The sequence below is a fragment of the Paenibacillus sp. FSL F4-0243 genome, assembly GCF_037963295.1.
Taxonomy (GTDB): domain Bacteria; phylum Bacillota; class Bacilli; order Paenibacillales; family Paenibacillaceae; genus Paenibacillus_AQ.
The window spans coordinates 138673-164655 of sequence record NZ_CP150151.1; the positions used below are offsets into that span (position 1 = coordinate 138673).

Sequence of the window (25983 nt, forward strand, 5' to 3'; positions counted from 1 at the left end):
AATTGCGCATTCCAAAGGAGAGATGATGTATGAATAATATGAACCAAATGATGAAGCAAGTTAAGAAAATGCAGGAGCAAATGCTTAAAGCTCAAGAAGAACTAGGTGGCAAGGTAATTGAAGGCTCATCAGGTGGCGGTGTAGTTACAGTTCAAGTTAATGGCCACAAAAAGTTGCTTTCTATCCAAATCAAGCCAGAAGCTGTTGATCCGGAAGATGTTGAAATGCTACAGGATTTGGTAATCACTGCAGTTAATGATGCTTTGACTCAAGCTGAAGACCTTGCGAACAATGATATGGGTAAATTTACTGGTGGAATGAAGATCCCAGGCTTGTTCTAATTCACTCACTCCACTTCGTCTAAAGGAGAATTATTAATTTGTATTATCCCGAACCGCTAGCCAAGCTGATCGATGCTTTTACGCGCTTGCCCGGGATTGGGCCGAAGACAGCCGCCCGGTTAGCTTTTCATGTGCTTAACATGAAAGAGGATGACGTCATTGATTTTGCTAAAGCGCTAGTAAGTGTCAAGCGTAATCTTCATTATTGCTCCGTCTGCTGTAATATTACGGATACGGACCCGTGTAAGATATGTCAGGACAAAACTAGAGATCCTTCAGTAATCTGTGTGATCCAAGACTCCAAGGATTTGGTGGCAATAGAACGAACCAAAGAGTTTAATGGGTATTATCACGTTCTTCAGGGTGCGATTTCACCTATGGAAGGTATAGGCCCTGATGATATTCGCTTGAAGGAATTATTGACTCGTTTGAGTGATGAAAGAGTGAGTGAGCTTATCATGGCGACTAACCCCAACATTGAGGGTGAGGCAACGGCGATGTATATTTCTCGTTTAGTTCGGCCTTTTGAGATTAAAATCACCAGAATAGCCCATGGCTTGCCTGTTGGTGGCGATCTTGAATATGCCGACGAGGTTACCTTGTCCAAAGCGTTGGAAGGTCGTCGTGAGCTATTCTAGTAGCTCTAAAGTCGTGTTTTTCAAAAGGAGGCCCCCTGGGCCTCCTTTTTTTGTTCTAAGTTTGTCCCTATCCCGATATGAATGAGAATAACGAGATGTAATTTTGCATCGAAATTATTCTGAGGAGGAATGAGTAATGGGATGGTGGACCTCATTGTGGCGGGGAGCAGATGAAGAACAGGGTAGAAAAGATACGGAGGGCTGGGAAACGTTGCTGGAGGTTCGTAAGGCGCAATCTGAGTGGGAGAGAGCGTACCTAATGTTTGATGAAGCGTTGGGTCAAGATCAAATTGATTATGCTATTTATATTTTAGAGGCAGCAGAGCGCAAGTATCAGATACATCTCAAACATGCAAAGAGCATTGGATTAAATAGCAGTCAGATGTAGGCGCTAGTCAAAAGGAAATATAGGAGGGATCAACATGCTAAGAATGTTAGCTATAGGAGTACTAGTCATATCGGTTGTGTTGTTGAGTGTAATTGTATTCCGAAAAAAACTTGGCTTTGGATGGCTTAGTCTGTTCGGAGCTCATTTGGTACTGGCTGCGCTCGCGATATATGTAGTGAATTTCTCGGGTTTAATCACACAAGTTCATATTCCCCTGAATCCCGCAACCATAGGCGCAGTAACGGTTCTTGGCCTTCCAGGCGTAGTAATGTTAATAGGATTAAGAATTATTTTGTTTTAATGCTTGACGTGAGTTTGAAAAATATGATACATTAAGTCTCGCCCCTTTGGACAAGATGTTGATTAACAACTTGCTGAAACGGTAAGCGAAAAAAAGAAATTAAAAAAACGCTTGACGAAAACAAAGGTGCTGTGATATATTATAAAGGTCGCTGCTGACAAGCAACGACAACGAAAGATGAGACATTGATCTTTGAAAACTGAACAACGAGTGAGTGGGAAATCGCGAAAGTGAAATCCAAAATTAGAGAATTAATTTTCTCGTCAGATGTTTCAAAATGAGCATATCGCTCTTTTCAATACTAATTGGAGAGTTTGATCCTGGCTCAGGACGAACGCTGGCGGCGTGCCTAATACATGCAAGTCGAGCGGAGTTATTTTGAAAGCTTGCTTTCAAAATAACTTAGCGGCGGACGGGTGAGTAACACGTAGGCAACCTGCCCCTTAGACTGGGATAACTACCGGAAACGGTAGCTAATACCGGATAATTTCTTTTTTCTCCTGAAGAAAGAATGAAAGACGGAGCAATCTGTCACTGAGGGATGGGCCTGCGGCGCATTAGCTAGTTGGTGGGGTAACGGCCCACCAAGGCGACGATGCGTAGCCGACCTGAGAGGGTGAACGGCCACACTGGGACTGAGACACGGCCCAGACTCCTACGGGAGGCAGCAGTAGGGAATCTTCCGCAATGGACGAAAGTCTGACGGAGCAACGCCGCGTGAGTGATGAAGGTTTTCGGATCGTAAAGCTCTGTTGCCAGGGAAGAACGTCCGGTAGAGTAACTGCTATCGGAGTGACGGTACCTGAGAAGAAAGCCCCGGCTAACTACGTGCCAGCAGCCGCGGTAATACGTAGGGGGCAAGCGTTGTCCGGAATTATTGGGCGTAAAGCGCGCGCAGGCGGTCATTTAAGTCTGGTGTTTAAACCTTGGGCTCAACCTGAGGTCGCACTGGAAACTGGGTGACTTGAGTACAGAAGAGGAAAGTGGAATTCCACGTGTAGCGGTGAAATGCGTAGATATGTGGAGGAACACCAGTGGCGAAGGCGACTTTCTGGGCTGTAACTGACGCTGAGGCGCGAAAGCGTGGGGAGCAAACAGGATTAGATACCCTGGTAGTCCACGCCGTAAACGATGAGTGCTAGGTGTTAGGGGTTTCGATACCCTTGGTGCCGAAGTTAACACAGTAAGCACTCCGCCTGGGGAGTACGGTCGCAAGACTGAAACTCAAAGGAATTGACGGGGACCCGCACAAGCAGTGGAGTATGTGGTTTAATTCGAAGCAACGCGAAGAACCTTACCAGGTCTTGACATCCCTCTGAATCCACTAGAGATAGTGGCGGCCTTCGGGACAGAGGAGACAGGTGGTGCATGGTTGTCGTCAGCTCGTGTCGTGAGATGTTGGGTTAAGTCCCGCAACGAGCGCAACCCTTAACTTTAGTTGCCAGCAAGTAATGTTGGGCACTCTAGAGTGACTGCCGGTGACAAACCGGAGGAAGGTGGGGATGACGTCAAATCATCATGCCCCTTATGACCTGGGCTACACACGTACTACAATGGCCGGTACAACGGGAAGCGAAACCGCGAGGTGAAGCCAATCCCATCAAAGCCGGTCTCAGTTCGGATTGCAGGCTGCAACTCGCCTGCATGAAGTCGGAATTGCTAGTAATCGCGGATCAGCATGCCGCGGTGAATACGTTCCCGGGTCTTGTACACACCGCCCGTCACACCACGAGAGTTTACAACACCCGAAGTCGGTGGGGTAACCCGCAAGGGAGCCAGCCGCCGAAGGTGGGGTAGATGATTGGGGTGAAGTCGTAACAAGGTAGCCGTATCGGAAGGTGCGGCTGGATCACCTCCTTTCTATGGAGAATCGTCTTCTGCAATGAAGACATTCAAATCGGAAGTTAAACTTCCATTATAGAACCTTCGGGTTCGAACACTCACTCGTGTTCAGTTTTGAAAGAGCAAGTCTCTTTCGTATGCGTTTGGTGGCGATAGCGGAGGGGTTCCACACGTACCCATCCCGAACACGACCGTTAAGCCCTCCAGCGCCGATGGTACTTGGACCGAAGGGTCCTGGGAGAGTAGGACGCCGCCAAGCGGACAACCATTCTTTGGTTGATTCACAATATTATATATGTTATATGGGCTTTTAGCTCAGTTGGTTAGAGCGCACCTCTGATAAGGGTGAGGTCGGTGGTTCGAGTCCACCAAGGCCCACCATATGACATTATATCCTTTTATGGGGCCATAGCTCAGCTGGGAGAGCGCCTGCCTTGCAAGCAGGAGGTCAGCGGTTCGATCCCGCTTGGCTCCACCATAATTTTAATTCAATACCTGTTTTAAACATTGATCCTTGAAAACTGGATACCGAAACGAATTTGCGTTTTAGAACATCTTTTAGCAACTTGTGCAAACAAGTAAATGTTATTAGTGAGATTTTTCAAAGAAGATATCGTTCGATATTTTCCTGCGGAAAAATCAAGGTTAAGCTAATAAGAGCACACGGAGGATGCCTAGGCGCCAGGAGCCGACGAAGGACGTGGCGAACAACGAAACTGCCTCGGGGAGCTGTAAGCAAGCTTTGATCCGGGGGTGTCCGAATGGGGAAACCCAGCTGTGGTAATTCGCAGTTACTCATCTCTGAACACATAGGAGATGTAGAGGCAGACCAGGGGAACTGAAACATCTAAGTACCCTGAGGAAGAGAAAACAATAGTGATTCCGTCAGTAGCGGCGAGCGAACGCGGAACAGCCTAAACCTAAGAGCTTGCTCTTAGGGGTTGTGGGACGTCTCACATGGAGTTACAAAGGAATATGGTAGGTGAAGAGGTCTGGAAAGGCCCGCGATAGAGGTAAAAGCCCTGTAGCCTAAACTGTGTTCTCTCCGAGACGGATCCCGAGTAGTGCGGGGCACGTGAAACCCCGTATGAATCCAGCAGGACCATCTGCTAAGGCTAAATACTACCTGGCGACCGATAGTGAAACAGTACCGTGAGGGAAAGGTGAAAAGCACCCCGGAAGGGGAGTGAAATAGAACCTGAAACCGTGTGCTTACAAAAAGTCAGAGCCCTATCTATGGGTGATGGCGTGCCTTTTGTAGAATGAACCGGCGAGTTACGTTTAACATGCAAGGTTAAGTCGAGAAGACGGAGCCGCAGCGAAAGCGAGTCTGAATAGGGCGATTGAGTATGTGGACGTAGACCCGAAACCGTGTGATCTACCCCTGTCCAGGGTGAAGGTGCGGTAACACGCACTGGAGGCCCGAACCCACGCATGTTGAAAAATGCGGGGATGAGGTGGGGGTAGCGGAGAAATTCCAATCGAACTCGGAGATAGCTGGTTCTCCCCGAAATAGCTTTAGGGCTAGCCTCGGTATAAGAGTAGTGGAGGTAGAGCACTGATTGGGTGCGGGGTCCGCAAGGATTACCAAGCTCAGTCAAACTCCGAATGCCATATACTTATTGCCGGGAGTCAGACAGTGAGTGCTAAGATCCATTGTCAAAAGGGAAACAGCCCAGACCATCAGCTAAGGTCCCCAAGTGTGTGTTAAGTGGGAAAGGATGTGGAGTTGCACAGACAACCAGGATGTTGGCTTAGAAGCAGCCACCATTGAAAGAGTGCGTAATAGCTCACTGGTCGAGTGACTCTGCGCCGAAAATGTAACGGGGCTAAACACACCACCGAAGCTATGGCTAGATACGTATGTATCTGGGGTAGGGGAGCGTTGTATGTGGGTTGAAGGTGTACCGTAAGGAGCGCTGGACAGCATACAAGTGAGAATGCCGGTATGAGTAACGAAAAGATCAGTGAGAATCTGATCCGCCGAAAGCCCAAGGTTTCCTGAGGAAGGCTCGTCCGCTCAGGGTAAGTCGGGACCTAAGGCGAGGCCGAAAGGCGTAGTCGAAGGACAACAGTTTGAAATTACTGTACCACCGTAATCCGCTATGAGCGATGGGGTGACGCAGGAGGGTAGTGACGCGGACTGATGGATATGTCCGTCTAAGCAGTGAGGCTGATGTGTAGGCAAATCCGCACATCGTTAAGGCTGGGCTGTGATGGGGAGCGAAAATTATAGTAGCGAAGGTCATGATCTCACACTGCCAAGAAAAGCCTCTAGCCAGGAGAAGGTGCCCGTACCGCAAACCGACACAGGTAGGCGAGAAGAGAATTCTAAGGCGCGCGGAAGAACTCTCGTTAAGGAACTCGGCAAAATGACCCCGTAACTTCGGGAGAAGGGGTGCCCCGGTAGTGTGAATAGCACGAGGGGGCCGCAGTGAAAAGGCCCAAGCGACTGTTTAGCAAAAACACAGGTCTGTGCGAAGCCGCAAGGCGAAGTATACGGGCTGACGCCTGCCCGGTGCTGGAAGGTTAAGGGGAGTGGTTAGGGGTAACCCGAAGCTATGAACCGAAGCCCCAGTAAACGGCGGCCGTAACTATAACGGTCCTAAGGTAGCGAAATTCCTTGTCAGGTAAATTCTGACCCGCACGAATGGCGTAACGACTTGGGCGCTGTCTCAACGAGAGATCCGGTGAAATTTTAATACCTGTGAAGATGCAGGTTACCCGCGACAAGACGGAAAGACCCCATGGAGCTTTACTGCAGCTTGATATTGAATTTGGGTACGATCTGTACAGGATAGGTGGGAGCCGTAGAAATCGGAGCGCAAGCTTCGGTGGAGGCGCCGTTGGGATACCACCCTGATCGTATCTAGGTTCTAACCTAGTACCCTTACCGGGTACGGGGACCGTGTCAGGCGGGCAGTTTGACTGGGGCGGTCGCCTCCTAAAGAGTAACGGAGGCGTTCCAAGGTTCCCTCAGAATGGTTGGAAATCATTCGAAGAGTGCAAAGGCATAAGGGAGCTTGACTGCGAGACCTACAAGTCGAGCAGGGACGAAAGTCGGACTTAGTGATCCGGTGGTACCGCATGGAAGGGCCATCGCTCAACGGATAAAAGCTACCCTGGGGATAACAGGCTTATCTCCCCCAAGAGTCCACATCGACGGGGAGGTTTGGCACCTCGATGTCGGCTCATCGCATCCTGGGGCTGAAGTAGGTCCCAAGGGTTGGGCTGTTCGCCCATTAAAGCGGTACGCGAGCTGGGTTCAGAACGTCGTGAGACAGTTCGGTCCCTATCTGTCGTGGGCGCAGGAAATTTGAGAGGAGCTGTCCTTAGTACGAGAGGACCGGGATGGACGTACCGCTGGTGCACCAGTTGTTTCGCCAGAAGCATGGCTGGGTAGCTACGTACGGACGGGATAAGCGCTGAAAGCATCTAAGCGTGAAGCCCCCCTCAAGATGAGATTTCCCAATTAGTAAGACCCCTTGAAGACGACGAGGTAGATAGGTTGGAGGTGGAAGTGCAGTAATGCATGGAGCTGACCAATACTAATCGGTCGAGGGCTTATCCTATACTTAAGACGCAAATTCAATTCGGATTCAGTTTTCAGGGAGTCAAATTCCTGTTTGGATTGCTGTGGTACTGATATCGTTTGGAGAGATACCCAAGTGGCTATAAGGGGACCCTCTGCTAAGGGGTTAGACTGCGTAAGCGGTGCGTGGGTTCGAATCCCACTCTCTCCGCCATTTTCAATCCATAGCATTTCTAATTATTGTGGCGGTGTAGCTCAGCTGGCTAGAGCGTACGGTTCATACCCGTGAGGTCGGGGGTTCGATCCCCTTCGCCGCTACCATAATACCTGGAGGCTTAGCTCAGCTGGGAGAGCATCTGCCTTACAAGCAGAGGGTCGGGGGTTCGATCCCCTCAGCCTCCACCATTATTACTTTTTAAGAAATACTTTTTACACCGTGCCGGTGTAGCTCAACTGGTAGAGCAACTGACTTGTAATCAGTAGGTTGGGGGTTCAAGTCCTCTCGCCGGCACCATTATTATCAATGCGGAACCGTGGTGTAGTTGGCCTAACATGCCTGCCTGTCACGCAGGAGATCGCGAGTTCGAATCTCGTCGGTTCCGCCATTTTTTTCCACAAGACTAGGGTGGGAAGTATAATACTACCACTTTATTTTTATGTCAATTTAATATGGCTCGATAGCTCAGTCGGTAGAGCAGAGGACTGAAAATCCTCGTGTCGGCGGTTCGAATCCGTCTCGAGCCACTTTTCCCTGGGGGATTAGCGAAGTGGCCAAACGCATCAGACTGTAAATCTGCTCACGTACGTGTTCGGTGGTTCGAATCCATCATCCCCCACCATTTATGAGCCATTAGCTCAGTTGGTAGAGCACCTGACTTTTAATCAGGGTGTCGAAGGTTCGAGTCCTTCATGGCTCATCCCAAACAGAAAGTCATCACCTTATGGTGGTGGCTTTTTTTGTGTTTTATGGTTGTATTATAGTAGCGCGCTACTGTAGCGATTAACATAATATAAGAGAATATGCTAAAATAGGCGAAAAGAGCAAAAGTGGTGGAGCATGGTGACTATGGATAGTGAGACATTGCGGAAAAAATTAGAGCAGCTCACCGGAAAGAGAACCGGAATCAAGCAGTTAGGGAGGCAGCATTCAGCTTCTCTTTTTAGCATGGGATTAGAAGGACAGGATCAGCTGGTAATCCATGAGGGTCATCTCTGGGCACCTTTGTATGAGAGTGACGGACGTATAACCGCTGTCTGGGTAGAAATGGAGGGGCTCACTTCTCTGGAAGTACAACTGGTCAACTATGCAGTTCGAAATTTTGCTATTGCACTTAAAGCAACAGGTCTTCGAGAAGAAGGTGAAGTGGAGGCGCGGCAGCTTGGCGCTTGGTTGAACACGGAGCTAGAGCAAGAGAAGAATGACACTGAAATTCCCGATGAGATCACCCTAAAGGGACGTCTGTTCGGAGATATGATTCCATTCCTCCTTAGTAGTGAGATTGCCCATAGTCCACAGATCTCTTATCGTTCACTGATGAAATTACTGCGTAGCTATTTTGAGAACGAAATTCTGCTCATTCCCCTTCAAGAGAAGGAATGGTTAATTTTAGCTCGTAAAGAATTACTTACGGGCGGGGATGATAAAGATGATGAAGAAGAGAGTGTAGATGATCTTCTAGCACAGACTAGTATGGGGTTACATGAGCTGATAGCTAGTGAATGGGTAGGGGTATTCCATTTGGCAGTAGCTCCGGCTATAGTCCCTGTTAAGGGATTGACTGGATCTGTAGCTTTGCTCAGGGAGACGATTGTACTCGGTCGTATTTTTCAAGTAGGAGAATATATTCATTTACCTTGGGAACTGCATTTGGAACGTCTGGTTAACAGCATTCCTGATGTACGCCGCAAACAGTTGCTTGGACAAATTGGTGACTACTCCTCTGTACTATCAGATAAAGAGATGCTGCTGACTTTGGAGACTTTTTTTGAGATGGACTGTAATGTAAGTGAAACCGCCAAGAAGTTGTATATCCATCGAAATACGCTGCTTTACCGTCTGGATAAGATAAAACAAGAGACCGGAGCAGATGTACGAAGCTTTGGGGACGCTGCTATTGTGAAGCTTACTATGCTTTTGTATAAAGTGACGAAAAGGAAATAGGTTTTTTGTGAACCTTACAAATAGCCATAGTGTCCCGACTGGGGTAATATAAATGTACAAGGAAACAGAATTTTTATATTAACTAATTAATAATTAACTCGAGGGGGAAATACAATGGCAGGCGTACGTTTAGAGCATATTTTCAAAAAATACCCGGGTTCAGATAAAGCAACAGTAATCGATATCAATCTTGATATTAAAGATAAGGAATTTCTAGTATTGGTTGGACCTTCCGGTTGCGGTAAATCCACAACTTTGCGTATGATCGCTGGTTTGGAAGAAATCTCCGAAGGTAAAATGTACATTGGCGATCGTGTAGTTAATGACGTTGCACCTAAAGACCGCGATATCGCGATGGTATTCCAATCCTACGCCCTGTATCCGCATATGAGCGTATACCAAAACATGGCTTTCGGTTTGAAACTTCGTAAAGTGAAGAAGGATGAAATCGACAAGAAAGTTCGCGAAGCTGCTAAAATTCTTGATATCGAGCATTTGCTAGATCGTAAACCAAAAGCGCTTTCCGGTGGTCAACGCCAACGTGTCGCTTTGGGACGCGCTATCGTACGTGATCCACAAGTCTTCTTGATGGATGAGCCTCTTTCCAACTTGGATGCTAAACTTCGTGGTCAAATGCGTGCTGAAATCACTAAACTGGTTAAGCGCCTTGAAACTACTTGTATCTACGTAACGCATGACCAAACAGAAGCTATGACAATGGGTGATCGCATCGTAGTTATGTATGATGGTATCATTCAACAAGCAGCTTCCCCTGAAGAGTTGTACAATGAACCTACAAACTTGTTCGTAGCTGGATTTATCGGATCCCCTACAATGAACTTTATCAATGGTACTTTGTCCGAAGTGAGCGGTTCTATCCGTTTCCGTGCTGAGAACCTTGATGTTGAAGTACCAGGCGGAAAAGCTCAAATCATCCGCAACAAAGGTTACATCGGTAAAGAAGTAATCATGGGCGTTCGTCCAGAAGATATCCATGAAGAGCCAGTATTCTTGGAAGCTTCCCCGAACACAATCTTCACTTCATTGGTTGATGTTACTGAGAACCTTGGTCACGAAATGCTCCTTTACTTGAGCGGCCTTGGTAAATCTACTGTAATCGCTCGTGTAGATGGACGTTCCACTACTCGCGAAGGCAGCAAGCCTAAATTGGCTATTGATATGAACAAAATTCACTTCTTTGATAAAGAATCCGAAGCTAACATTTTGTTGGGATAAGATTGTAAAGATCTTTTCTCTCTTGATAAAGCCACCCGAAAGGGTGGCTTTATTGTTTAGATGGACCCTGTTTGGTTAGGCGCTAAGATTGCATTCATAAGCGTTATCAATTAAGATAGCAGGAGAATTACCTCCGGAATGTAAAGAGATCGCTGCCAACCGGACGCAGTAAGCGGACAAATACCGCAGGTGACGAAAGGACGAAATTACATGGCTAAGAAAGTAAAAGTATCTGAATTGGTACAGCATTTTCAATTAGAGGTTATTTCCGGCCAGGAAGGTCTAAAGAGACCCATTACGGTCGATGACCTGAATCGCCCTGGACTAGAGATTGCTGGTTATTTTGAATATTATCCAGAAGAACGTGTTCAATTGCTAGGCAAAACAGAACTCGCTTTTTTCTCCATGCTGCCCGAAGCTGAGCGGAAAAGCCGACTTCGTGGAATTTGCAATGATAACACACCTTGTATTGTAATTACACGTGGTTTAGAAGTGCCTCAAGAGTTAATTGACATAAGTAATGAAAAGGCTCTTCCTGTGCTTCGCAGCTCGATGGCTACGACTATTTTCTCCAGCCGTTTGACGAGCTTCCTAGAAGGAAAATTAGCTCCTACGGCGACTATTCATGGCGTACTTTGTGATGTATATGGTGTAGGTATGCTAATTACGGGTAGTAGTGGGATTGGTAAAAGTGAAACAGCCCTTGAGCTTGTAAAACGCGGTCATCGATTGATTGCTGATGATGCCGTAGAAATCCGTCAGACTTCAGATAACCAGCTGCATGGTACAGCCCCTGAGTTAATCCGTCATTTACTGGAGATCCGTGGAGTCGGTATCATTAATGTAATGACACTTTTTGGTGCGGGTGCCATTCGTAATCATAAACGGATTACACTTGTTGTTAGATTGGAAGCTTGGCAGCAAGACAAGCAGTATGATCGACTTGGACTTGATGAGGAAACGACACGGATTATTGACACAGATGTTCCGCTTGTAACGATTCCCGTACGCCCAGGACGTAACCTTGCAGTTATTATAGAGGTTGCAGCGATGAACTATCGCCTGAAACAAATGGGCTTTAATGCAGCCCTGCAGTTCACGAATAAGCTAACTGCGACCATATCTGAAGATATGGATGATCTCGATTAGGAGTGTGAGAGAATGTTCCCATTAGCACTAAATCCTATTGTCTTCTCAATTGGATCACTGCAAGTACACTGGTACGGATTAATACTAGGTTTCGGTGCACTCGCGGGGTTATTTCTTGCGATCCGCGAGGGCAAACGGTTTGGTATACCACAAGAATTCTTTATGGATATGCTGCTGCTAGGTGTGCCTTCGGCCATTATTGGGGCACGGATTTACTTTGTAGCGTTTAAATGGGAGGATTATAAGGATAATTTAATAGATGTCTTTAAGATCTGGAATGGTGGCATCGCCATTTACGGTGCGTTAATTGGAGCCATTATTTGCGGGATTATTTATTTCCGCTATAAAGGCTACCCCTTCTGGCGTATCGTTGATATTTGTGCACCTGGACTACTTGCGGGTCAAATGATTGGACGCTGGGGAAACTTTGTCAACCAAGAGGCATACGGCAGCGTGGTTGAAGAGTCGTTTTTACGGGATAAACTGCATTTACCTGACTTCATTGTGAACCAAATGTACATAGGGGATGCTTTTCATCATCCGACCTTCTTGTATGAATCTCTTTGGAGCTTACTAGGTATCGCGCTACTAATGGTTCTTCGTCGTCAGAAGTTTGTGCGAGCCGGTGAGATCTTCATGTCTTACTTTATATGGTATTCCATCGGTCGTTTCTTCATTGAAGCCATACGTACGGACAGCTTGGCCTTTAATGGAAGTGCAGGCTTGGCATCCTTTATGAACGGATTGTGGAAACCGATGGAATGGTTAGGCTTTGAGCAAGGATACTTGGACCCAAGCTATGGAAATATCCGTATTTCTCAGCTGCTTGCTTTACTGATCATCGTCGCAGCTGTACTGCTTATCATTATTCGTAGGGTCACGGGAGAGCCTAAAGCACATTATTCTGATCCTATCGTATGTACTAAACCGATCAAAGCAGATACCATAGTGCCTGAAAGCGCAGTAAATACACCGCAGAAAGCTCGTCACGGGGCTCAACCTGAGCAAGGACAGCCTGCGGATGGAGATAAGAAGGAGCAGTAAAGCTTATGATAGAATGCGTTCTTTTTGATCTAGATGGAACGATTGTCGATACGAATGAGCTAATTATTAGTTCGTTTATGTACGCGCTGAAGGACAATGGTCTAGCTCCACTCACTAGGGAAGAGATTATTCCGCATATGGGCACAACCCTTCAGCAACAGATGAGAGTCTTCTCTGGACTTGAGGATGTAAGTGGTGCGCTTGAGAAATCCTACCGTTCTTATAATTATGAACATCACGATGAGTTAGTACGTCCCTTTCCTCAAGTGAATGAGACAATGGAAGAGCTCTTACGTCGTGGAATTAAAATGGGGATTGTGACTACAAAAATTCGTCCAACAACGATTAAATCGCTTGAGATGTTTGATTTGCTAAAGTACATGGATACGATTGTGACGGTGAACGATGTTACTGAACCAAAGCCACATCCAGAGCCTGTTCTGACAGCAGTCAATAACCTTGGCGTTGATCCTCGTAAAACTCTTATGGTGGGTGACAGTACGGTTGATATTCAGTCAGCAAAAGCTGCTGGTGTATATGCGGCTGGAGTATCGTGGTCTTTAAAAGGCGAAGAGACTCTCCGCAAGTATGATCCCGACTATATCATCCATAACATGAAGGATATTATAGAAATTGTGGAGCGAGGAACGAGTGAATCGTGAGAAACGTAACCCGATATCCTGTAGAAGGTCATAACTCACTTTGGTACATTTACCGTACGGTCAGCCCGTGGAAGGGTGTCCGCAACTTTATTTTTATTCAGATTGCCCGTTATTGCCCGATTCTACCGTTAAAGAACTGGATCTATCGTCGGATTCTCGGGATGAAGGTAGGCAAGCATACCTCCTTCGGTCTGATGGCGATGGTGGATGTATTTTTTCCGGAAAAAATAACGGTGGGTGAGAACTCTATTATCGGTTATAACACGACGATTCTGGCGCATGAATATTTAATCAAGGAGTATCGCCTGGGAGAAGTAGTGATTGGGGAAAATGTATTGATTGGCGCCAATACAACGATTCTTCCCGGTGTAACCATCGGTGATTGGGCAGTTGTTGCCGCAGGATCAGTAGTACACAAGAACGTGGCGGCTGGCTCTTTTGTAGGAGGCAACCCACTGCGAGAGCTACGCCCAGCTTCATCGGAAGATTCTTCGGAACAAGTGTAAAAGATGCTTCGTAAACCCTGCAGTTTCATATTGCGTTTTTTTAGCGCAGGATCTGCAGGGTTTCTTGCGTCTTGGAGAAGCATATTAAGAAAACTTTAAGATCTTCTTAAGTTTTTTATTCGGATGTAGGCGGTATAATTAACCTTAGTAATCACGTAAATCCCACGCTAGGCATTCAGCGTCAAATATCAGAATGTAAATTCAGCAAGTGCAGACTTCCTGGTATGTTCAGTTTCCACATTCCGCTTAGCGTCTCTATGAACAACCATCATAGTAGAGAAGAGGAATTTAATATGAATACTGTGAGACAGGAAAGGCTGCCCCAGCTGGATATTTTCAGAGCTCTAGCTATATTAGGTGTGCTGCATGTGCATGCCTCATCTTTTGCTGCTGGAGAGCAGGCACTGCATTCACCTTATTATTACTGGCTGAACTGGATTAACATTTTCTTTAAATTCGGTACGCCCTCATTTATTTTCCTTAGCAGCTTCGTATTGTTTTATAATTATTATGGTCGTCCTGTGACACGTAGCTTGATCATTAATTTCTACCGTCGGCGATTAAAGTATATCTTACTGCCTTATTTGCTAGCTTCTATGGGCTATTATGCACTAACTCTATATGTGAACGGACGATTGATGCAGAGCCTTGGAGATAACTTGTTAAGCTTTTCTAGAGCGTTATTCTCGGGTTCCGCATATGCGCATTTGTATTTTGTCTTTATTAGCATTCAGTTTTATTTGCTTTTTCCAGTGCTGCTTAAGCTACTGCAGAGTTCCCGCTTCTTAATGAAATGGGCGATACCGGTGGGTTTGGCGCTTCAGTGGGGTTTTATTTTTTGGAATAAGTACGAACTGCACATTGTTGAAAAAGGGAGCTTGGCGATCTCCTACCTGGCCTATTATATGATGGGTGCTTATCTCGCCATTCACTTTGAGAAGGTGAAGCTGTGGCTGATAAAGCCATGGAGTGAGCTGGCTGCCAAGCAAAAGAGATGGACTGTCTTATTAGTGAGCTTGTGGTTAATTGCAGCCTTTATCCATGTGCAGCTATGGTATGTAGCCCGCCATTTTGGGGTGTGGACGGATTCGCTGTGGTACGAGCTGTTATGGAATGTTCATACGATGTTATCGGCATTGGTTCTGTTGTACGCTACATTTTTGCTTTATCGAAAGGCCCCTCGTGTGATCGTTGCTTTCTTGACTCGTTTAGGTGAGTTGTCATTTGCAATTTATTTGATTCATCCGCTATTGCTGGCGATATATCGCAGGTTCCGATATCATATTCCCCTCGAATCGCTAACTTATGTTTTCTTCATCTATGGAGGACTTGTAGTTGCACTGGGAGGAAGCTGGTTCATGGTGCAGTTTGCTTTTCGCCGAATTCCTAAGTCATGGATCTTCTTGGGAAGTGTTCCTCGGTCTCTAGAGTCTAGTTCCAAGGTAAAGTCAGGACATGTCTCGGAGGAGATGAGGAAGGTTAATACTTGATTAGGCATCATTTTGATGCGGAGCTTAACAGGAGGAAAGATAATGAGACAAAAAGAAAGAATTCCGCAGCTGGATATTTTTCGAGCGATTGCTATTTTTGCAGTGCTAGCTATTCATGCTACTTCGCGAACGTTGGCGGAGACACTAGGTACAAACATGTTTCATCCGTTCTTATTTATTAATAAATTCAGCCAGTTCGCTGTACCTTCATTCATATTTTTGAGTGGGTTCGTGCTGTTCTATAACTATATTGATCGTCCTCTGGGCGGAAAGACGCTGGGGAAGTTCTACAGTAGAAGGCTGCTTTATATTATCGTGCCTTATGTACTATTTTCACTGTTGTATTTTGCATTAAAAATGACGGCGGGACATACATGGAGTTTACCTCCAGGGGAGATGGCTTCTAAGCTTTGGAAGTATTTGTGGACAGGAACAGCATACACGCATTTGTATTATATTATTATCATTATTCAGTTCTATGTATTGTTTCCACTCATTCTGTGGTGTCTGCAAAAGGTTCGTCGTCTGGCGGCTTGGGCACCGCTAATCGGATTGATTCTACAATGGGGTTTTGTGCTGCTGAATAAATACATGACTAATAACGGGTATTGGCAGTTGTCCAAGGGCAGTCTGGCAATCACTTATTTCTCGTATTTCTTGCTGGGTGCTGGGATTGCAGTATATTATCCTTCTTTGAAAAAATGGCTGGTACCTTCACGTGAAGGCTGGCGCGCCGGTAAAGGTCCGGTATGGATTACGTTGTGGTTGTTGTGGATCGTAGCTGGGGTTGTTCATGTTGAGCTATGGTTTAACAACTATACGAAGAAAACAGTCATCAATAGTTTATGGTATGAAGGATTCTCTAACCTTCATGCGCTACTCTCTTGTGTGGTGTTGCTACAAGTCTCCTTCTTATTGTACGGAGCGGGCCGAAGCTTGCTCACAAGACTGTTGTTATCTGCCGGAGCTTGCTCTTTCGGTATCTATTTACTGCATCCGTTACTGCTATTTTTCTATAGAAAATTACCGTTTCACGGGGGTTCTCTTGCATATACCGCAGCGATTGCTGGGGGTTGGCTCTTTGCGTTGTTAGGTTCATGGGTGGTAGTGGCCTTTGCCTTCCGATATATTAAATCGGCTTGGATCATCTTCGGCTCGGGTCCACAGAAAGCAAAAGCAGAATCTAAAAGTGCATAGTCTATTGCAAGGAAATATAAAAGCGTCGGTTTTCCCACATATGTGGGCAGGCCGACGCTTTTTATTTTTGCCTTATTCTCCAGCTTGTTCTCGCTGAAATTCTGCAATGGCTTGATACTGGCTTTCGAGACTACGGTAGACAGAAATATAGATCGGCAGCAGCTGCTTGTATATTTTGGTATGTTCATCCAATGGATCATGTTTATAGGTTGAACCAATCATGTCAAACACCACATCAAATGAATCTACACGACCCGTAGCATAAAGGCCAAGTACAACCGCACCGAGGCAGGAGCTCTCGATACTCTCCGGAATGACAACCTCCTGATCAAAGATATCAGCCATCATCTGCCGCCACACTGAGGAGCGGGCGAAACCGCCTGTGGCAAGGATTCTGCTTGGGCGTCCGATTTGCTCTTCCATAGCAAGGAGAACCATATACATATTGAAGATTACGCCCTCTAGTACTGACCGAATCATATGCTCCTTATGGTGGTTCATAGTAAGGCCAAAGAAGGAGCCCCGAGCATCCGGATTCCACAGCGGTGCTCGTTCTCCAGTCAAGTAAGGATGGAATAAAAGTCCACCGCTTCCCGCAGGAACTTGCTCTGCAATGCGAGTCAGAACCTCGTAAGGATCAATGCCTAGTCGTTTGGCGGTTTCAACTTCAGAGGCCGCGAACTCGTCACGTACCCAGCGGAACAGCATGCCACCATTATTGACGGGGCCTCCGATCACCCAATGTTTTGGGGTTAAGTTATAACAGAAGGTCCGTCCTTTGGGATCGGTGAGCGGGTGATCGACTACGGTACGAATTGCTCCACTCGTACCAATCGTAGCGGCCACTACACCGGGCTCAATTGCGCCTACGCCGAGGTTGGACAGGACGCCATCACTGGCGCCAACAACAAATGGAGTTGTAGGGAGCAGCAAAAGCTCCTCTGCCAGACCAGGGAGCAGCCCTTGCATAATCTGCGTGGTGGGAACAAGCCGCGAGAGTTGATCTGTTGTAATGTGGGCAATCTCCAAAGCTTCTTTATCCCATTCTAGATTCTCCAGATTGAGCATGCCTGTGGAAGAGGCAATGGAATGATCGATGATGTATTCGCCAAACAGTCTTGCGAATATGTATTCTTTTATGGAAATGAATTTATAGGTTTGTTGGAACACTTCTGGATGTTCTTCTCGAAGCCACATTAGCTTGGTGATCGGAGACATTGGGTGTATAGGTGTACCTGTGCGTAGATACAATTCATGGCCGTTTAGCTCATCCTTCAAACGAAGTGCGCATCCGGCACTGCGATTATCAGCCCATGTGATGCAGGCAGTTAGGGCCTTACCCAGTTTATCAACTGCAATGACACTGTGCATGGCAGAACTGAAGGAGACGAAAAGGATTGCATCCGCAGATACACCGCTTTGCCGCATAACTTCAGAGATAGTATGGAAGACTGCACTCAGGATTTGTTCTGGGTCCTGCTCCGCTATTGAGGGTGAGGGCTGATGTAAGGGATATCCTACATTAGCTTGTGCAGCTATGGCTCCTTTTTCCTCGAAGAGAACTGCTTTGGTACTTGTAGTTCCAATATCAACGCCAATCATATAGGATTTAGTCACGCATTAGCCCTTCTTTCTAGTTGTAAGTAGATTTTTAGAACACTAATTACAGAATTATGAAGTACAATCATATTAGCTCATTATAGTATTGGATAAACGTGGAGGCAAAATAAAGGGATTCCCAAGTATTGGTTCGAAGTACATAAGTGTTTGATTTAGATTTTCTTTGTGAACAATTCAACCTAGGTAGACAAGCTTTAAGCATACAAGCATTAGAATTGAAGTCATAGCTTTACCCCGTTAGATTGACGAAAAAGCAGTGACCATGATACGATATTGAAAATACTTTAATTTGCTACCACTTTACCATAGTAAAGTAAATATAAACAGTATCTAATGATAACTGACGAGGTGAACAATGAAGATGTCCAAACCAAAGGGATTTGAGAAGCCGTCTGGCGTTCGGGACTATCTGCCCCGGGCCGTAACGAAATTACGCAAAATTGAGAATGATGTACTGCATTGCATGAGTCGCTGGGGTTATCAGCAAATGATGACTCCGACGCTAGAATATTACGATACAGTTGGCGTAGCTAGCTCTACGTCCGACCAAAAGCTTTATAAATTGCTCAACAATCGTGGTCAGGCGCTAGTGCTTCGTTCTGAAATGACAGCTCCGGTTGCCCGTGTTGTGGCATCTTTATTAAAGGATGAGCCATTACCATTGCGGTTGTCCTATCACGCTAATGTTTTCCGTGCCATTGAGGAAGAAGCAGGGCGGGAAGCGGAGTTTTTCCAGACAGGGGTCGAGCTGGTAGGTGACGATTCACCTGAGGCTGATGCTGAAGTAGTGGCGCTCGCAATTTCATCTTTACAGGCTGCGGGTGTGAAATCTTTTAAAATCGCTATGGGGCATGTAGGCTTTCTGAATGGTTTATTTCAAGAGGCACTTCCACAATTGCCGGAGGCTCAGGAGGAGCTCAAAAGTCATTTGTTGGGCCGTGACTACGTCTCTTTTCGGGAGACTTTACGCCGACTGGATCTGACGGAAGCTCAGAAGAATGAACTGGATGGACTGTTACGTTTGCGTGGAGGCAAGGAGATTTGTGGACAGGCGCTGGAGCTTAGCGATCATCCGCTTGCCCGTCATTCGATAGATCATTTATGCAAGGTGTGGGAGGTACTGGTCTCTTACGGCGTATCACAGCATGTGCTGATCGATCTGACGATGATCGGGGACTTCTCTTATTATACAGGGATGACTTTCGAAGGCTATGCAGCGGAATTAGGGTTTCCGGTATGTAGTGGAGGCAGATATGATAATCTCCTTCAGCAGTTTGGACGTCCGATCCCTTCTACAGGTTTTTCTTTAAAAACGAATCGTATTCTCGATGGTGTGGCTGGATCGAGCGAAGAGGAAGAGCTGCCTATCTTGATCCAATATGATGCTACTCGCAGAAAAGAAGGTCTGGAAGAGGCAACACGCTTACGGTCGGAAGGGCACGCAGTAGTGACTAGACTAGCAGCAGGTCCAGAAGAGCTTGAAACGGTGAAGCGTCTAGATACGGATACGATCGAAGCAGATGGTATGCGGTACGGCGAAATCTATACCTTTGTATCTTTTGTAAGTGAGCATGGCTGAGATATTGCTAGCAAGAATGAGCAGTTAAGATAAATTTTGTATGGAAATGGAAAAGGAGGCAACTTAACGATGGCACAGATTTTGAAGGTCGCTATGCCAAAAGGTCGGATTTATGAAAAGGCTGCTGAGCTGTTCCGCCAGGCAGGTCTCCCGATTCCACCGGATGGTGAGGCATCCCGCAAGCTTGTTATTCCGCTGCCTGAGGCAGGCATGGAATTTATATTAGCTAAACCAGTAGATGTACCTACATATGTAGAATATGGTGTGGCCGACATTGGAATCGTGGGCAAGGACGTATTGCTGGAGGAAGATCGTGATGTATATGAGCTGCTTGATCTTGGCATCGCTCGATGCCGGATGTCGATCATTGGATTACCGAACTGGCAGCCGGGGATTCAGCAGCGTGTAGCGACGAAATATCCGAATGTGGCTTCAAAATATTTTCGGGAGCAGGGACAGCAGGTTGAAGTCGTGAAGCTGAATGGTTCAATTGAGCTTGCGCCGCTGATTGGTCTCGCTGATCGTATCGTGGATATGGTAGAGACGGGCCAAACGCTGCGGGATAACGGATTAATTGAAATGAAGAGCATATTCGAAATTACGAGCCGTCTTGTGGCCAATCGTGTGAGCTATCGGATGAAAAATGAAGAGATACAGCAGCTGTGTGACCGACTACAGGCGGTTATAGGGGAACCAAATTTGCGGTAGGTGACAGATGTTAAGGGGTAAAGGGAGGAACCGGCGATGAAGGTTGTATCGAGCAAGGATTTTAAGCTAGAGCGAGAAGTCGAGTATGGAACGCCAGAACAAAATCAGGCGGTAAAGGAAATTGTGACCGCGATTAAAAAAGAAGGAGACACGGCACTTCTTCGCTACACGGCGCAATTTGATCGGGTCACGCTTACGCCGAATCAGCTGAGGGTAACGCCGGAAGAGCTTCAGGCGGCGTATGGTCGAGTAGAGGAATCTTTCGTATCCGCTATTCAAGCAGCCGCAGCCAATATCCGGGCTTTTCATGCTAGACAGAAACGGAATTCGTGGATGGATTTGCAGCCCGATGGCACTATTCTGGGACAGATTATTCGTCCGCTGAAGCGGGTAGGGGTATATGTTCCTGGTGGTAAGGCAGCTTATCCTTCCTCGGTGCTGATGAACGTGATCCCTGCACAGATCGCAGGCGTGCCGGAGATCGTTATGGTAACCCCGCCATCCACCGGCGGCAAAGAAGGGATTGATCCTTACATCCTGGTTGCTGCTGCAGAAGCAGGGGTGAATGAAATCTACCGTGTGGGCGGAGCGCAGGCGGTAGCTGCTTTGGCTTTTGGGACGGAGAGCATAGCGCCGGTAGATAAGATATGTGGGCCCGGCAACATATACGTCGCGCTAGCAAAACGCGAGGTATATGGCGCCGTGGACATCGACAGTATCGCGGGACCAAGCGAGATTGTCGTGCTCGCAGATGAGACCGCTGAGCCGGCCTATGTCGCAGCGGATCTGCTCTCGCAGGCCGAGCATGACGAGATGGCCTCGGCGATTCTAGTCACGCCATCGCAGAGCTTGGCGGAAAGCGTGGCTGCTGAAGTGGAGCGTCAGCTACAGGAGCTGCCGCGACAGGCGATCGCCCGTTCATCCGTAGAAAATTACGGGGCGATCATTGTTGTGGAATCTATGGAGGAGGGAATCTCCGTAGTGAATCGGTTGGCACCAGAGCATCTAGAGATTGTTGTCGAGGATCCAATGGGCCTTGTGGGCAGCATCGAGAATGCTGGGGCGATCTTCCTGGGAGCGTATAGCTCGGAGCCTGTGGGCGACTATTTTGCCGGACCGAATCATATTATCCCGACCAATGGTACGGCACGCTTCTCGTCGCCAGTGGATGTGGATGATTTTATAAAGAAATCAAGTTTGATCTATTACAGTAAAGAAGCCCTCCTGCGGGATGGGAAGACCATTATAGAGCTAGCGCGTCGCGAAGGGCTAGAAGGCCACGCACGAGCCATTGAGATTCGACTCAAGAACGAAGGAAAAGGTGGAGACGGATATGGAGAACAATAATGAACAGGCCTTGCGCCAAGCAGGATTAAGCCGTAAAACAAACGAGACGGATATCAAGCTGTCTCTTAACGTAGATGGAAGTGGAGTTTCCGAGCTGGAGACGGATGTTCCTTTTCTGAATCATATGCTGGACCTATTTACGAAGCACGGCCAGTTTGACCTGTCAGTACAGGCGCGGGGAGATATCGAAATTGATGATCACCACACGGTTGAAGACATCGGGATCTGCCTAGGTCAAGCGCTGCACGAAGCACTTGGTGATAAAAAGGGAATCAAACGTTATGCGAGTGTTTTTGTACCGATGGATGAGGCGTTGGCGCAGGTTGTGATCGATATCAGCAATCGCCCACACTTTGAATATCGCGCAACGTATCCTTCACAGCAGGTGGGCAGCTTTTCGACGGAGCTTGTTCAGGAATTCTTATGGAAGTTCGCGCTGGAAGCTCGGATTACGCTACATGTGATCGTACACTACGGTTCTAACACACATCACATGATTGAGGCTGTATTCAAGGCGCTCGGACGGGCACTCGATGAAGCGACACTGATTGATCCACGCGTGAAGGGTGTGCCTTCTACGAAGGGAGTGCTGTAGCATGACTGTTGCAATCGTCGATTATGGCATGGGCAACCTGCACAGTGTGAGCAAGGCGGTAGAACGTCTCGGTTATGAGTGTGTAGTGACGGGGGAAGCCGAGCAAATTCTCGCTGCTGATAGTGTCATTCTGCCTGGTGTCGGTGCATTTGGCGATGCGATGGAGCAGCTGCGGGAAAGTGGTTTGGATCGTGTGGTCAAACAGGTAGCTGCCGGAACCCAGCCGCTGCTAGGAATCTGTCTTGGTATGCAACTACTGTTTAGCAGCAGTGAAGAGCATGGCAGCCATGAGGGACTTGATATTCTCTCAGGCTCGGTGGTGCGTTTCGCTCCTAGAGATGGCTATAAGGTGCCGCATATGGGTTGGAACAAGCTGAGCTTTAGGCAGCCGCAAAGTCCGCTTTTTGCAGATCTTGATGAGGGTCATGTGTACTTTGTGCACTCTTATCATGCGCTTGTAGCGAATGAGAGTGATCTGCTGGCTGTCAGCGATTATGGTTACCCAGTCACAGCTATTGTGGGGCGAGATAATGTGTTCGGCATGCAGTTCCATCCTGAAAAAAGCGGGGAGCTGGGAATCAAGCTGCTGGGAAATTTTTTGAAATTAAAGGGAGAGCGGGCATAAGCCGCGCTATAAATATAATGTAACGAAAGTGGGGAGCGCCAAATGTCTTCTTTTATTGTATATCCGGCGATTGATATCCGGGATGGAAAATGTGTCAGGCTGCAACAAGGGGATTACAGTCAGGAAACGATATACAATGATAGCCCACTGGAGGTGGCAAAATCATGGGAAGAGCAAGGCGGAAAGTTCATTCATTTGGTGGACTTAGATGGCGCGAAAGCAGGTCATCCTGTGAATGATGCGATTATCGGCGCTATTGCTGCTAATGCTAATGTGCCTGTTCAGGTGGGCGGTGGCCTTCGTAATCTTGCGGACGTGGAAAAATTGCTTGGGCTTGGCGTTAGTCGGGTTATTATCGGAACTGCTGCGATTAACGATCATGCTTTTACCGAAGCGGTTTTGGCTAAATACGGTGATAAAGTAGCTATCGGCATTGATGCGCGCAACGGTTATGTTGCGACACATGGCTGGTTGAACACCTCTGAAGTACGTGCTGAGGATCTGGCTAAGGAATTGGCTGCAAAAGGAGCCGAGACGTTCATTTACACCGACATCTCCCGCGACGGGATGATGCAGGGTCCGAACGTGGAGGGCATTGTGTCCATGGCAAAGGTCAGCGGTAAAACGGTGATCGCCTCCGGCGGAGTCACCAGTCTTGATGATCTGTTACGTCTGAACGTACACAGCGGCAGCGGTGTGGGCGGAGCTATTGTTGGCAAGGCGTTGTACACGGGCAATATTGATCTTTCCAAAGCTTTGCAGGCGCTCGGGCAGAAGTAGTGCTGAGTATGTGCGTTTGTTGACGAACCTGACTAATTAACTCGTTCTTACTCTGTGAAAAGTCTCATTTAGGGGTGCTGGTTGCATTTTGTGCAATAGAAAGCTGCTTAAAGAAGCTGAATGCTTATCTGACTGCACTTTGTACAATCCAAACAGTTCAAAGCTCTTATTTTTGTGGATTTCTCAGGAATCTATTGCACGAAATGCAACAGACGTCACAATTAGATTGTTTGAGGTCGATTCTATTGTACAGAATGCAATAGAACGTTGAACTAGGTTAATAATTCACTAAACTATTGAGCGACTAAGGTGGTTTCAGCTAAAGCCTGATTTGGAATCTGCTGCAATAAGTTAATTAGGCGCCGGGTTTGACATTATTCCTCTGATAGATGATATAAGTGTACTTCATACAACTATTATTCCAATTATGAGCGTGTTTGCTAATTTAATTGTATTTCGTGCAGCTATAAATGAGAGTTGAGCTTATATTTAAGTTCATTCCCAGATTTAATTGTACGAAATGCAGTTAAATGCCTAGTTTGCTGGATGGACGGTGAAATAACTGCACATTGTGCAATTAAATGAACCGATTATATCATGAGCGCAAGCCCACAGGCCGCCTATATGAATGTGGTCTTGCGGTTGTCGCGAGCCCGTCGTCCTGCTAGAGCAAGAATCGTGGGAACATAGTGATTATAGAGTGAGTGGAGCGGGATTTAGGGGGATCAAAATGTTTTAGGGAAACACATGGAAAGGGGGATTAATAATGTTAGCAAAACGTATCATCCCCTGTCTTGACGTTAAGGACGGACGGGTAGTCAAAGGCGTTAACTTTGTGAATCTGCGTGATGCCGGAGATCCGGTAGAGCTGGCGGCGCTGTATGACCGTGAGGGTGCAGATGAGCTTGTGTTTCTCGATATATCGGCTTCCGTAGAAGGCCGGGCGACCATGATTGAGGTTGTGCGGCAGACCGCAGGTGAAATCGCCATTCCTTTTACAGTGGGTGGCGGGATCTCTACACCTGATGATATGAAGCGGATTCTTCGTGCAGGTGCAGACAAAATCGGCATTAATACGGCTGCTATCACTAATCCACAGTTAATTTTGGAAGGTGCACGCCGTTTTGGCTCTCAATGTATTGTGGTAGCAATAGATGCTAAATATAACGAGGCATTTGGTGAATGGGAAGTGTATACGCATGGTGGTCGCAAGCCCACTGGTATCCGTGCTCTGACCTGGGCCAAGGAAGCTGAAAAGCTGGGTGCAGGCGAGATTTTGCTCACAAGTATGGATGCAGATGGGACGAAAGATGGCTTCGACCTGAAGCTGACCTCAGCAGTAAGCAATTTACTTAGTATTCCTGTGATTGCTTCTGGCGGCGCTGGGAAGAAGGAGCATTTTTACGATGTATTTACGGAAGGGAAAGCCGATGCGGGACTGGCGGCGACCATTTTTCACTATAAAGAGATTGCCATTAACGACTTAAAGGCTGACTTGAAGCAAAAAGGGGTAGAGATCAGATGAGCGAAACAGAAAAGAAAACATCCATTAGCCAAAAAGAAGCGCTGGCTGGCATTCGCTGGAATGAAGCGGGGTTGGTGCCTACCGTTGTGCAGGATGCTAACACACTAGAAGTTTTGATGGTTGCTTATATGAATTCGGAATCGTTGCAGCTCTCGTTGGAAAGTGGCCAGACCTGGTTCTGGAGCCGCTCACGCAGCGAGCTTTGGCACAAAGGTGGAACCTCAGGCAATACACAAGCGATTACTTCCATATCCTATGATTGCGATAGTGATACACTGCTCGTGAAGGTTGTCCCTGAAGGACCAGCTTGCCATACTGGAGCTACATCATGCTTTTTCCGTGACATTCCTTTGAATAACCAAGCCGAGGAAGCTCAGAAATCGGTAGCTACTAGCCTTACGGATGGTGAGCGTTTTGCTGTTCTTGGTGAGCTGGAACGCGTGATTGCTGAGCGGGAAGTAGAGCGTCCGGAAGGCGCGTATACAACTTATTTGTTCGATAAAGGTGTCGATAAGATCCTTAAGAAGGTAGGCGAAGAAGCCTCTGAAACGATTATTGCCGCCAAAAATAAAGATAATGCCGAGCTGCGTCTTGAAGTTAGTGATCTGATCTACCACTTACTAGTACTGCTACAAGAGCGCAAGCTTCCGCTGGATGAAATCATGGAAGAGTTGAGTACCCGCCACGAGCGCCCACGCCGGGACCAGTACTAGGGAG

At 47.1% G+C, this 25983-nt stretch carries 21 protein-coding genes, 10 tRNA genes and 3 rRNA genes; 33 read left to right on the forward strand and 1 reads right to left on the reverse strand.

Going from position 1 to position 25983, the window contains the following annotated elements:
• The first annotated feature begins 29 nt into the window (after nt 1-29).
• The 25 genes from NSS87_RS00645 (at nt 30) to NSS87_RS00765 (ending at nt 16487) form a co-directional block, all read left to right on the forward strand.
• The gene (locus tag NSS87_RS00645) at nt 30-341 is read left to right on the forward strand and encodes a YbaB/EbfC family nucleoid-associated protein (RefSeq protein ID WP_042183982.1); all 312 of its coding nucleotides are present in this window, start codon (nt 30-32) and stop codon (nt 339-341) included.
• A 38-nt stretch (nt 342-379) separates the two neighbouring features.
• Nucleotides 380-979 carry a recombination mediator RecR gene (gene recR / locus NSS87_RS00650; protein WP_042123249.1) on the forward strand — a complete coding sequence of 200 codons (600 nt, stop codon included), beginning with the start codon at nt 380-382 and terminating at the stop codon, nt 977-979.
• A gap of 136 nt (nt 980-1115) precedes the next feature.
• A complete protein-coding gene (locus tag NSS87_RS00655; RefSeq protein ID WP_052404100.1) occupies nt 1116-1367 on the forward strand; it encodes a DUF2508 family protein in 252 nt (83 codons plus the stop codon).
• A 34-nt stretch (nt 1368-1401) separates the two neighbouring features.
• Entirely contained in the window at nt 1402-1668 is a 267-nt protein-coding gene (locus NSS87_RS00660; protein ID WP_042183984.1) for a pro-sigmaK processing inhibitor BofA family protein, read from the forward strand.
• Between the two features lie 302 nt (nt 1669-1970).
• A 16S ribosomal RNA gene (locus NSS87_RS00665) occupies nt 1971-3528 on the forward strand.
• A 124-nt stretch (nt 3529-3652) separates the two neighbouring features.
• Nucleotides 3653-3769, forward strand: a 5S ribosomal RNA gene (gene rrf, locus NSS87_RS00670).
• A gap of 45 nt (nt 3770-3814) precedes the next feature.
• Nucleotides 3815-3891: transfer RNA gene (locus NSS87_RS00675), tRNA-Ile, on the forward strand.
• Nucleotides 3892-3912: 21 nt separating this feature from the next.
• Nucleotides 3913-3988 (forward strand) — tRNA-Ala (locus tag NSS87_RS00680).
• Between the two features lie 165 nt (nt 3989-4153).
• Nucleotides 4154-7082 (forward strand): 23S ribosomal RNA (locus NSS87_RS00685).
• The 16S, 23S and 5S rRNA genes sit together here with 10 tRNA genes alongside, the layout of an rRNA operon.
• 82 nt (nt 7083-7164) lie before the next feature.
• Nucleotides 7165-7256, forward strand: a tRNA-Ser gene (locus tag NSS87_RS00690).
• A 30-nt stretch (nt 7257-7286) separates the two neighbouring features.
• Nucleotides 7287-7363: transfer RNA gene (locus tag NSS87_RS00695), tRNA-Met, on the forward strand.
• An 8-nt stretch (nt 7364-7371) separates the two neighbouring features.
• A tRNA-Val gene (locus NSS87_RS00700) sits at nt 7372-7447 on the forward strand.
• A 33-nt stretch (nt 7448-7480) separates the two neighbouring features.
• Nucleotides 7481-7556: transfer RNA gene (locus tag NSS87_RS00705), tRNA-Thr, on the forward strand.
• 13 nt (nt 7557-7569) lie between these two features.
• Nucleotides 7570-7647 (forward strand) — tRNA-Asp (locus NSS87_RS00710).
• Nucleotides 7648-7713: 66 nt separating this feature from the next.
• A tRNA-Phe gene (locus tag NSS87_RS00715) sits at nt 7714-7786 on the forward strand.
• 9 nt (nt 7787-7795) lie between these two features.
• A tRNA-Tyr gene (locus NSS87_RS00720) sits at nt 7796-7881 on the forward strand.
• 5 nt (nt 7882-7886) lie between these two features.
• Nucleotides 7887-7959: transfer RNA gene (locus NSS87_RS00725), tRNA-Lys, on the forward strand.
• A 149-nt stretch (nt 7960-8108) separates the two neighbouring features.
• Nucleotides 8109-9203 carry a helix-turn-helix domain-containing protein gene (locus tag NSS87_RS00730; protein WP_042183986.1) on the forward strand — a complete coding sequence of 365 codons (1095 nt, stop codon included), beginning with the start codon at nt 8109-8111 and terminating at the stop codon, nt 9201-9203.
• 114 nt (nt 9204-9317) lie between these two features.
• The gene (ugpC, locus tag NSS87_RS00735) at nt 9318-10439 is read left to right on the forward strand and encodes a sn-glycerol-3-phosphate ABC transporter ATP-binding protein UgpC (protein ID WP_042123255.1); all 1122 of its coding nucleotides are present in this window, start codon (nt 9318-9320) and stop codon (nt 10437-10439) included.
• 210 nt (nt 10440-10649) lie between these two features.
• Complete coding sequence (hprK, locus tag NSS87_RS00740) at nt 10650-11588, forward strand: HPr(Ser) kinase/phosphatase (protein ID WP_042183988.1); 939 nt, start codon at nt 10650-10652, stop codon at nt 11586-11588.
• A gap of 12 nt (nt 11589-11600) precedes the next feature.
• Nucleotides 11601-12632 (forward strand): prolipoprotein diacylglyceryl transferase, encoded by a 1032-nt coding sequence (gene lgt, locus NSS87_RS00745; RefSeq protein ID WP_042183990.1) that lies wholly within the window; start codon nt 11601-11603, stop codon nt 12630-12632.
• A 5-nt stretch (nt 12633-12637) separates the two neighbouring features.
• A complete protein-coding gene (gene ppaX / locus NSS87_RS00750) occupies nt 12638-13294 on the forward strand; it encodes a pyrophosphatase PpaX (protein WP_076286834.1) in 657 nt (218 codons plus the stop codon).
• Complete coding sequence (locus NSS87_RS00755) at nt 13291-13800, forward strand: acyltransferase (protein WP_179281711.1); 510 nt, start codon at nt 13291-13293, stop codon at nt 13798-13800. The genes ppaX and NSS87_RS00755 overlap by 4 nt, the downstream gene beginning before the upstream one ends.
• 293 nt (nt 13801-14093) lie before the next feature.
• On the forward strand, nt 14094-15290 hold the full coding sequence (locus tag NSS87_RS00760) for an acyltransferase (RefSeq protein ID WP_339244232.1): 1197 nt from the start codon (nt 14094-14096) through the stop codon (nt 15288-15290).
• Between the two features lie 42 nt (nt 15291-15332).
• Nucleotides 15333-16487 (forward strand): acyltransferase, encoded by a 1155-nt coding sequence (locus tag NSS87_RS00765; protein WP_339244233.1) that lies wholly within the window; start codon nt 15333-15335, stop codon nt 16485-16487.
• A gap of 72 nt (nt 16488-16559) precedes the next feature.
• Here the strand turns inward: NSS87_RS00765 and gntK are convergent, their stop codons facing one another.
• Nucleotides 16560-18089 carry a gluconokinase gene (gntK, locus tag NSS87_RS00770; RefSeq protein ID WP_339248359.1) on the reverse strand — a complete coding sequence of 510 codons (1530 nt, stop codon included), beginning with the start codon at nt 18087-18089 and terminating at the stop codon, nt 16560-16562.
• Between the two features lie 379 nt (nt 18090-18468).
• On the opposite strand from gntK, the gene NSS87_RS00775 reads away from it, so the two are divergent.
• The 8 genes from NSS87_RS00775 (at nt 18469) to hisIE (ending at nt 25979) form a co-directional block, all read left to right on the forward strand.
• On the forward strand, nt 18469-19686 hold the full coding sequence (locus tag NSS87_RS00775) for an ATP phosphoribosyltransferase regulatory subunit (RefSeq protein WP_042193089.1): 1218 nt from the start codon (nt 18469-18471) through the stop codon (nt 19684-19686).
• A 69-nt stretch (nt 19687-19755) separates the two neighbouring features.
• Nucleotides 19756-20394 carry an ATP phosphoribosyltransferase gene (gene hisG / locus NSS87_RS00780; RefSeq protein WP_042123270.1) on the forward strand — a complete coding sequence of 213 codons (639 nt, stop codon included), beginning with the start codon at nt 19756-19758 and terminating at the stop codon, nt 20392-20394.
• A 36-nt stretch (nt 20395-20430) separates the two neighbouring features.
• Nucleotides 20431-21741: a histidinol dehydrogenase gene (gene hisD / locus NSS87_RS00785; protein WP_339244235.1), complete on the forward strand. Its 1311-nt coding sequence runs from the start codon at nt 20431-20433 to the stop codon at nt 21739-21741.
• Nucleotides 21728-22336, forward strand: coding sequence for an imidazoleglycerol-phosphate dehydratase HisB (hisB, locus tag NSS87_RS00790; RefSeq protein ID WP_036687073.1), 609 nt, complete (start codon nt 21728-21730; stop codon nt 22334-22336). The genes hisD and hisB overlap by 14 nt, the downstream gene beginning before the upstream one ends.
• Nucleotide 22337: 1 nt before the next feature.
• Complete coding sequence (gene hisH / locus NSS87_RS00795; RefSeq protein WP_339244237.1) at nt 22338-22961, forward strand: imidazole glycerol phosphate synthase subunit HisH; 624 nt, start codon at nt 22338-22340, stop codon at nt 22959-22961.
• A gap of 42 nt (nt 22962-23003) precedes the next feature.
• Nucleotides 23004-23741: a 1-(5-phosphoribosyl)-5-[(5-phosphoribosylamino)methylideneamino]imidazole-4-carboxamide isomerase gene (gene hisA, locus NSS87_RS00800; RefSeq protein WP_076286827.1), complete on the forward strand. Its 738-nt coding sequence runs from the start codon at nt 23004-23006 to the stop codon at nt 23739-23741.
• A 766-nt stretch (nt 23742-24507) separates the two neighbouring features.
• Complete coding sequence (hisF, locus tag NSS87_RS00805) at nt 24508-25266, forward strand: imidazole glycerol phosphate synthase subunit HisF (RefSeq protein WP_339244238.1); 759 nt, start codon at nt 24508-24510, stop codon at nt 25264-25266.
• Nucleotides 25263-25979 (forward strand): bifunctional phosphoribosyl-AMP cyclohydrolase/phosphoribosyl-ATP diphosphatase HisIE, encoded by a 717-nt coding sequence (gene hisIE / locus NSS87_RS00810; RefSeq protein WP_339244239.1) that lies wholly within the window; start codon nt 25263-25265, stop codon nt 25977-25979. The genes hisF and hisIE overlap by 4 nt, the downstream gene beginning before the upstream one ends.
• The last annotated feature ends 4 nt before the right edge of the window (nt 25980-25983 follow it).

Excerpts from the sequence above, each read along its gene's own strand:
- NSS87_RS00645 (WP_042183982.1), top strand. The coding sequence starts at position 30 with ATGAATAATATGAACCAAATGATGAAGCAAGTTAAGAAAATGCAGGAG.
- NSS87_RS00655 (WP_052404100.1), top strand. The coding sequence starts at position 1,116 with ATGGGATGGTGGACCTCATTGTGGCGGGGAGCAGATGAAGAACAGGGT.
- NSS87_RS00660 (WP_042183984.1), top strand. The coding sequence starts at position 1,402 with ATGCTAAGAATGTTAGCTATAGGAGTACTAGTCATATCGGTTGTGTTG.
- NSS87_RS00730 (WP_042183986.1), top strand. The coding sequence starts at position 8,109 with ATGGATAGTGAGACATTGCGGAAAAAATTAGAGCAGCTCACCGGAAAG.
- ugpC (WP_042123255.1), top strand. The coding sequence starts at position 9,318 with ATGGCAGGCGTACGTTTAGAGCATATTTTCAAAAAATACCCGGGTTCA.
- hprK (WP_042183988.1), top strand. The coding sequence starts at position 10,650 with ATGGCTAAGAAAGTAAAAGTATCTGAATTGGTACAGCATTTTCAATTA.
- lgt (WP_042183990.1), top strand. The coding sequence starts at position 11,601 with ATGTTCCCATTAGCACTAAATCCTATTGTCTTCTCAATTGGATCACTG.
- ppaX (WP_076286834.1), top strand. The coding sequence starts at position 12,638 with ATGATAGAATGCGTTCTTTTTGATCTAGATGGAACGATTGTCGATACG.
- NSS87_RS00760 (WP_339244232.1), top strand. The coding sequence starts at position 14,094 with ATGAATACTGTGAGACAGGAAAGGCTGCCCCAGCTGGATATTTTCAGA.
- NSS87_RS00765 (WP_339244233.1), top strand. The coding sequence starts at position 15,333 with ATGAGACAAAAAGAAAGAATTCCGCAGCTGGATATTTTTCGAGCGATT.
- gntK (WP_339248359.1), bottom strand. The coding sequence starts at position 18,089 with ATGATTGGCGTTGATATTGGAACTACAAGTACCAAAGCAGTTCTCTTC.
- NSS87_RS00775 (WP_042193089.1), top strand. The coding sequence starts at position 18,469 with ATGTCCAAACCAAAGGGATTTGAGAAGCCGTCTGGCGTTCGGGACTAT.
- hisG (WP_042123270.1), top strand. The coding sequence starts at position 19,756 with ATGGCACAGATTTTGAAGGTCGCTATGCCAAAAGGTCGGATTTATGAA.
- hisD (WP_339244235.1), top strand. The coding sequence starts at position 20,431 with ATGAAGGTTGTATCGAGCAAGGATTTTAAGCTAGAGCGAGAAGTCGAG.
- hisB (WP_036687073.1), top strand. The coding sequence starts at position 21,728 with ATGGAGAACAATAATGAACAGGCCTTGCGCCAAGCAGGATTAAGCCGT.
- hisH (WP_339244237.1), top strand. The coding sequence starts at position 22,338 with ATGACTGTTGCAATCGTCGATTATGGCATGGGCAACCTGCACAGTGTG.
- hisA (WP_076286827.1), top strand. The coding sequence starts at position 23,004 with ATGTCTTCTTTTATTGTATATCCGGCGATTGATATCCGGGATGGAAAA.
- hisF (WP_339244238.1), top strand. The coding sequence starts at position 24,508 with ATGTTAGCAAAACGTATCATCCCCTGTCTTGACGTTAAGGACGGACGG.
- hisIE (WP_339244239.1), top strand. The coding sequence starts at position 25,263 with ATGAGCGAAACAGAAAAGAAAACATCCATTAGCCAAAAAGAAGCGCTG.